Annotated in this window: 8 protein-coding genes; 6 read left to right on the top strand and 2 right to left on the bottom strand. The window is 61.1% G+C overall.

Translation table 11 applies throughout. The annotated features are described in order from the left end of the window. Positions 1–171 precede the first annotated feature (171 nt). Positions 172–789 carry a gamma-glutamylcyclotransferase gene (locus AC0L3I_RS31645; RefSeq protein ID WP_473529543.1) on the top strand — a complete coding sequence of 206 codons (618 nt, stop codon included), beginning with the start codon at positions 172–174 and terminating at the stop codon, positions 787–789. Positions 790–1,763: 974 nt separating this feature from the next. Continuing rightward, a complete protein-coding gene (locus AC0L3I_RS31640; protein WP_095495020.1) occupies positions 1,764–2,102 on the top strand; it encodes a 4a-hydroxytetrahydrobiopterin dehydratase in 339 nt (112 codons plus the stop codon). Positions 2,103–2,157: 55 nt separating this feature from the next. Here the strand turns inward: AC0L3I_RS31640 and AC0L3I_RS31635 are convergent, their stop codons facing one another. Then, positions 2,158–2,634 carry a VOC family protein gene (locus AC0L3I_RS31635; RefSeq protein WP_473529542.1) on the bottom strand — a complete coding sequence of 159 codons (477 nt, stop codon included), beginning with the start codon at positions 2,632–2,634 and terminating at the stop codon, positions 2,158–2,160. 266 nt (positions 2,635–2,900) lie between these two features. Between AC0L3I_RS31635 and AC0L3I_RS31630 the strand changes: the two genes are divergently transcribed. Genes AC0L3I_RS31630 through AC0L3I_RS31615 form a run of 4 tightly spaced genes read left to right on the top strand, consistent with a single transcriptional unit; the run spans position 2,901 to position 3,785 of the window. Then, on the top strand, positions 2,901–3,149 hold the full coding sequence (locus AC0L3I_RS31630; protein WP_095495018.1) for a hypothetical protein: 249 nt from the start codon (positions 2,901–2,903) through the stop codon (positions 3,147–3,149). Continuing rightward, complete coding sequence (locus tag AC0L3I_RS31625) at positions 3,131–3,313, top strand: hypothetical protein (protein ID WP_473529541.1); 183 nt, start codon at positions 3,131–3,133, stop codon at positions 3,311–3,313. Before AC0L3I_RS31630 ends, AC0L3I_RS31625 begins: the two co-directional genes overlap by 19 nt. Then, the gene (locus tag AC0L3I_RS31620) at positions 3,310–3,459 is read left to right on the top strand and encodes a hypothetical protein (RefSeq protein WP_167391529.1); all 150 of its coding nucleotides are present in this window, start codon (positions 3,310–3,312) and stop codon (positions 3,457–3,459) included. The genes AC0L3I_RS31625 and AC0L3I_RS31620 overlap by 4 nt, the downstream gene beginning before the upstream one ends. Then, positions 3,456–3,785 carry a hypothetical protein gene (locus AC0L3I_RS31615; protein ID WP_473529540.1) on the top strand — a complete coding sequence of 110 codons (330 nt, stop codon included), beginning with the start codon at positions 3,456–3,458 and terminating at the stop codon, positions 3,783–3,785. The genes AC0L3I_RS31620 and AC0L3I_RS31615 overlap by 4 nt, the downstream gene beginning before the upstream one ends. Before the next feature lie 538 nt (positions 3,786–4,323). Here the strand turns inward: AC0L3I_RS31615 and AC0L3I_RS31610 are convergent. Next, positions 4,324–6,084, bottom strand: a complete 1,761-nt coding sequence (locus tag AC0L3I_RS31610; RefSeq protein WP_473529539.1) for an adenylate/guanylate cyclase domain-containing protein — start codon at positions 6,082–6,084, stop codon at positions 4,324–4,326. Positions 6,085–6,252 lie beyond the last annotated feature (168 nt).

Below are 6,252 nucleotides of genomic sequence, written 5' to 3'. Positions count from 1 at the left end.
GGCTATTGGCGCGAACAAGCCTGCCAGCGGCGGGCGAATTGGAACCCATTCGAAGAACCAGCGTCGCAATCGGGTGGTTTTCGGACGTTGGCCACGAAAGTATTATTGCAGCGCAGGTCCGTTAACATCACAGCGGTTTCGAGGTGTCCCATGCCCAGAGCGAGACGCCGAATGGCGCTTACGGTAGATTTGGTCGCACGCGCATATCGGGCGATTGAGAACACCGGCCCAGCCCCGGATATGGTTCGAAATACCGAAACTGAGTGGAATGCCACCGTTCGGGAGATGCTGGCATCGCGTCCCGGCGGACAGGATGTGTGGATCTTCGCCTACGGCTCACTACTCTGGAATCCGGCGGTGGAACATGTGGAAGAGCGTGAGGGCGTCGTGCGGGGTTGGCACCGTTCGTTTTGCATTCGGATGAAGGACTGGCGCGGAACCGTGGACCAGCCAGGCCTCATGATGGGGCTCGACGGGGGTGGGCAATGCAAGGGGATGGTCTACCGGCTGGCCGACGATACCGTTGAGGCTCAGCTCGGAAAACTGGTCCGGCGCGAAATGCCCGTGAGACCGTCCGGTAAGCCGTTCACCCACGCCCCCCGTTGGGTGCGAGTTCAGACAGCCCAAGGGCTTATCCACGCCATTGCGTTCGTGGTTGATCGAAAGGGAGCTAATTATGTAGGAGGCCTCACGCCGGATGAGACGGCGGGTATTTTGGCCAAAGCATGTGGCCACGGGGGGCGTGCGCCGAATATCTTTACAACACAATCTCGCAATTGGAGGCTTTAGGAATTCGGGATCGCAATCTGTGGCGCTTGCAGTCGCTTGTCGCGAACAAGCTTGTTTCATTGCATCCGTGATAGGGCCGCTGGCGGACCTCCCCGACCCGGCCGGAGTTGCGCGTTGAAAAGCAGCGCAATCACCACGTTCACGGAAGAGCAACCACTAGCCGTCGGGTAAGGGTCGTATCAGGCTGTAGCGCGAACGGCAGGTTTGGAGAAACGCAATTAAGGTCGGCAAATGGGGAAGATTGCAGCGTCTAGTCCCCTCAACGCCCTAGAAATTCTACACGTAAAAGCTTGCTCCAGCTATGCCAATTTCGCGATCAGGCCGTATAGGCGGCGAAACGCAAAGCCTCCCTTCGATTTCCAGTGATTTACCGCGCCGTGTGCCGCTGGACCGGCAAGCCGCCGCGCCACCTGCGAGGGTGATGCGGACACTCATTGGCTGGACCATGAAAGACCGCTCCTGGCGCGAGTTCGCCGTTTACTGACCCAATCCGGCGGCTAGGATCGGCGGCGCAAACCGGTTCTGTTCGGGTTTGAGCTTGCCGTTCACAATACCTGCGCCATAAAGGTCATGTGGGAATGGATTTTCGCAACGCCGTCGATGAAGCGACCGATGGGTATCAAGATCCGCTGGCTGGCGTGACCGGGCGATACGGACAAGTCGCCGGCGCTGGTGGCCAGAGAGCGTCCTCGGTTCGGGCTCACGATCGGCGGCCCCCGGTCGAGATCGTCTCTTGAACGGAAGGCGGCCCCGTTGCCGCAGGTGATTTGAGATGCACAATCACCCGAAACAGAGCCGGGGCACCGATCGACTGAGTCCACAAAAGCACAGCGATCGGCCGAGGGAGACCGACAACAAGCGCCTTGCCGAGCAGATTCGCAAGTTCCTCCGCAAGCACTATGCGAGCAAATATCGGGTGCGGTAAACAGTGGTCGCTGCACCTGAAACCCCGATGTGCAATAAGGGAGATCGTCATGGCAGAGAGCATTGCCCAGAAAACCTGTACGCCCTGCCGCGGCGGCATACCGCCGCTGACCGAGAAGGAAGCCGGCGGATATCTTTCCCAGACGCCCGGCTGGGATCTTCTGGAGGCGGGACACCTGATACGCCGCAAATTTAAGTTCGCGGACTTCCGGGAAGCACTCACCTTCGTCGACGAGGTCGGCCGGTTGGCGGAAGAGGAGGGGCACCATCCGGACATCTGCTTCGGCTGGGGCTACGCGGAAATCTCGCTGCAGACCCATAAGATCAGGGGCCTGCACGAGAACGATTTCATCATGGCAGCGAAGATCAATCAGCTAGCCGGTTTGTAAAGGGCGCTCGGCTCCGAACGGCCGGAACGGGTCTATTGCCCGGTTCGCCAACGGCTCAGTCGCGCCAGGAGTGACACACCGATTCCTCAGATTGGGAGGGTTCGACGGCGGTGATTGCCATCGGGCCGGCTCCCTTGGCGCGACGCTCACGGATTCCAGCCGCCGCTGCCGTACGGACGCGTGATGATTTCGAGCAGATACCCGTTCGGGTCTTCAAAGTAGAGACCGCGCCCACCGTCGTGGTCGTTGGTCTCCCCCGGCTTTCGTTGGCCGGGGTCAGCCCAGTAAGGCAAGTTCCGTTCGCGGATGCGGTTGAATATCTGTTCGAATTCGGCGTCGTCGACCAGAAATGCTGGCGCACGACCTTCTCCTCGGTATCCATATAGTCGAGATTGGCGTCGTTGTCGGTCGTGACCATGTGGAACGGCCCCCAGCGCCGCGGCGCCGGCAGCCCCAGCATCTCGGCCAGGAAATCTGCCGAGGCCTTGCTGTCGCGAGCCGGCAGAATCGTATGATTGAAATGGATCGCCATATTAGGCCCTCTGCAACGAGGTGAGCTTCATTTTCGAAGGAGGCTTCGCCCGGTTAACACCCGGGCCTGCCCGTTGTTCCGGGCCTCGCGAATTGAGAGCTGAAGCCGAATGGCCGCAAATCCTGGCGTGGATACCGGCTGCCGCGCCTGGCACCAGCACGGCCCTATGCCGCCGCAATGCGTGCGCGACGTCACCACCGCCTATCTCAAGGCCGAAGACGCCATCGGCCAATGGCTGGCCGAATGCTGCGCGCAAAGGCGGCGAAGTGCCGACCAAATGCGCCTACGCATCGTGGAAAAGCTGGGCGAGCGCAACAACGAAACCTCGGCTCGAAAAGGCGTTTACGCAAAAACTGGAAGACCGCGGCTATGGGCAGCGACACGGCCATGGCACCGACTGGTTCTACCCCGGCTTCAGCGTCCCGGAAAACGAGACCGAGTTGGCGGAACGCGAACGGCAGGTAGCTTATGAAAACCGCCGCTACGGAGGTAAATCGTGGGTTTCAGTGACTTGAATCGCCTGAAAAGGGAGCACCCCGCCCATCCCGCGCAGACCTCCGCCGCGCATCTTGTGCATCGGCCCGCGCAGCCGCGTGACGACAAGGGCCGTTTCGCCCAAGCCGCCAAGGATCAGGCGCGGCAATTCGGGTTGGCTCTGGAGATGGAGGAAGCATCGTGAACACGCACAAGGATGCGATGGCTTGGGTTATGCTGATCAACAACGTGATGTGCCTGTGTGCCCGCAATCCCGCCTTCTTCGGCCTTGGTCGGACCTTCGAACGTCGGTTGGTGCGCGCGGCCGAAGCCATCGAGGAGGCGCGATGAACATTCGTTGCGATCGTTGCGGGCGTGAACCGGACGAAGTGGCGCCGATGCTGAAGGATGTTATCTGGCGACATATAGCGCGGAAGAACGAAACGCTGTGCAAGGCGTGTGCACATGAAGCGATCCGGAGACACTTCGGCCGGGAGCTGCGATTCGCTGATCTCCTCCCGTGTGCGTTCAACATCACCTGGTGCTCGGCGTTTGAGGAGCTATTGCCGTGGGACGAGCCCTTGCCGCCGGGCGAGCTGGAACTATGGCAGCGCGCTTTTGCCACCGCCGAGCGGCTGATTGGTAACAGGAAGGCCATGGAGGAAGCGCAGCAATGAGGCCAAGGGGCAAACCTATTTCCCCGACGCCAGGATTCGCGCTGCGCGAAGCCGCCCAGCACCTGAACTCGGAAGCCGATGATTTGTTGAAGCTAGCGAAGTCGAAGCATATCCGATGGCGCGGCGAGGACGATCCGGAGGGCGCGGCGTGAAGGCCGGCTGACTGCGGGGGAGTTCCGACAATGCTTGTCGCTGAAGATCGCGATCTTCACCGCGATACGGTACAGACGTTGTAGTCGTCCTCTCGTTTGACGCCCGATTCCGCCGCAAGCCGGGGCGCTGCCGATGTCGGCAAAGGGTCCGAGAGCAGACCGGCAGCTTCGGGCTGCGAATATTCAAGAGCTGCCATTTCAGGTTGGGTATCGTCCTGACCTGACCCGTTCCTGCCGTTCCATCGTGTCACCTCAAAGTTCCGGATTGGGATGACGAACCGTCATTCATTGCAGCCGACTGATGGACACATTCGCGCAAAAAAGACTACATTTCGGTCGGCACAGGTCCTGCCTACTTGCGCCCAAAACCGCCTTTGGGTACGCATCTATTGTTCCGGAACACCGGCAGCGCGGAGCGAGGCCAAATCGGCCGCCATCTGCTCGGCATCGCCGCGGAACTGCGTTCTGAGCCAGGACGTAACAGTGAAGGTTGGCCGCGCCGCGGCAAGCTGCACGGCGGTCTCGCGGGCCTCTTCGAGACGCCCGTCCTGTTCCTGGACCATCACGATGTCGGCCAAACCATAGCCGGGACTGCGGGCATGATACGCACGGAACGCCGCAATCGCCTCCTCGGAGCGGCCGGCGAGCCGATAGGCGTTGCCCAGCACGCCGAGAAACCACGCCTGATAATTCGGGCTTAGCGTAATGGCCCTCTCGATCTGGCCGATCCCCTCGGCGGCATGGCCGGAACAAGCGAGTACAAAGGCTCCGAACACCAGCACGTCGGGCAGGTTGGGGCCGAGCTTGACAGCCTTCCGGGCAGCGGCGGCTGCCTCGTCGAACCGCGATCTCAGGAGCAAGATCCCGCTGGTGGCGCGATAGGCGTCGGGATTCTCGGGGTCGATCGTCAGCGCCCGCTCGACATAAGCTTCGGCTTTGTTCAATGCAGTTTCGCGGTCTTCGCCCGTCCAACCGTGGCGCGCGTCGGAAAAATGCATGAAGCCGAGCATCGCGTTGAGCGTCGCCGAACCGGGATCAAGCGCGAGCGCCTTCTCCCAGCAGCGGCGGGTCTGGACATGGGCGTTGGTGGTATTCGGACCGCGATAGTGGTGCAGCCCCTGTATCCACAGGCTCCACGCTTCGACATTCGTGGTCGTGGTAAAGCGCAGGCGCGCCTGCTCGCCTTCGGTCAGCCGGACCTGCATCTCGGTCGCGAGCGTCAGCGTGATCTCGTCTTGCACCGCAAAAATGTCGCCGATGCCACGGTCGAAACGATCTGCCCAGATGTGAACCCCTGTCGTGGCGTCGATCAACTGCGCAGTAATGCGGATGCGGCTGCCGGCCTTGCGGACGCTTCCCTCCAGCACGAAACGCACGCCGAGTTCGCAGGCGACCTGGCGCACGTCCACTGAGCGCCCCTTGTAGACGAAGCTTGAATGGCGCGCGATTACGGACAGGCCGGAGAGCTTTGAGAGGGTGGTAAGGATGTCCTCGACGAGGCCGTCGGCAAAGAATTCCTGCTCCGGGTCGTTGCTCATCACCGAAAACGGCAGGACCGCAATAGACGGCTTGTCGGTGCCGAGCGGCCGGGTGAAATTGGCCATGGGGCCTGCCTTCGACGCAACGTCGCCGTGCCATCGCCACACCCGCAATGGCCGATCGATGTTCTTGAGCTTAACTTCGCCAGAATCGACAAACGTGACGCCGATCTTGCCGCTCACCTGGGCATAGACGACATCTGAGGCGAGAATGCCGCCAGGCGGCGCTTGGCCTTCAAGCCGGGTTGCGACATTGACGCCGTCGCCGAATATGTCATCGCCCTCGATGACGATGTCGCCGAGATTGATGCCAATGCGGAACTCGACGCGCCGCTGAGCAGCCAAATTGCGCTCACTCATGGCCCGCTGGATCGCAACCGCGCATTCGACCGCCTCAACGACGCTGCCAAACTCGACCAGCGCACCGTCGCCCATCATTTTGACAATGCGGCCATGACGCGCGGCGACGGCGGGATTGAAAGTCCCGCTCCAAATCTGCCGCAGCTCCGCGATCGTACCAGCCTCGTCTTTCCCCATCATACTGCTGTACCCAGCGACATCGGCGGCGAGGATGGCGGCGAGCCGGCGCGTAATCTGCTGTTCCGACATACGGACCCCACAGGCGATGGGCTTCGCACCACTAGCCTTGGCTAGCAGGTCGTACTGTACGGGATATTCGTCATCTCTAATAGATCGTCGAAGACTGACTACGGCCTCGCATGCGATTCAGACCAGGGTCATCTAGGGACATCAGTACCGGTTCACGACAGACGCAAA

The organism is Mesorhizobium sp. WSM4840 (assembly GCF_055811755.1).
The sequence above is the reverse complement of the archived record's forward strand: the minus strand, read 5'-3'. Positions and strand labels throughout refer to the sequence as shown.

What these genes read in the sequence shown, in the direction of transcription:
- AC0L3I_RS31645 (WP_473529543.1), top strand. Translation starts at nt 172, where the DNA reads ATGGCGCTTACGGTAGATTTGGTCGCACGCGCATATCGGGCGATTGAG.
- AC0L3I_RS31640 (WP_095495020.1), top strand. Translation starts at nt 1,764, where the DNA reads ATGGCAGAGAGCATTGCCCAGAAAACCTGTACGCCCTGCCGCGGCGGC.
- AC0L3I_RS31635 (WP_473529542.1), bottom strand. Translation starts at nt 2,634, where the DNA reads ATGGCGATCCATTTCAATCATACGATTCTGCCGGCTCGCGACAGCAAG.
- AC0L3I_RS31615 (WP_473529540.1), top strand. Translation starts at nt 3,456, where the DNA reads ATGAACATTCGTTGCGATCGTTGCGGGCGTGAACCGGACGAAGTGGCG.
- AC0L3I_RS31610 (WP_473529539.1), bottom strand. Translation starts at nt 6,084, where the DNA reads ATGTCGGAACAGCAGATTACGCGCCGGCTCGCCGCCATCCTCGCCGCC.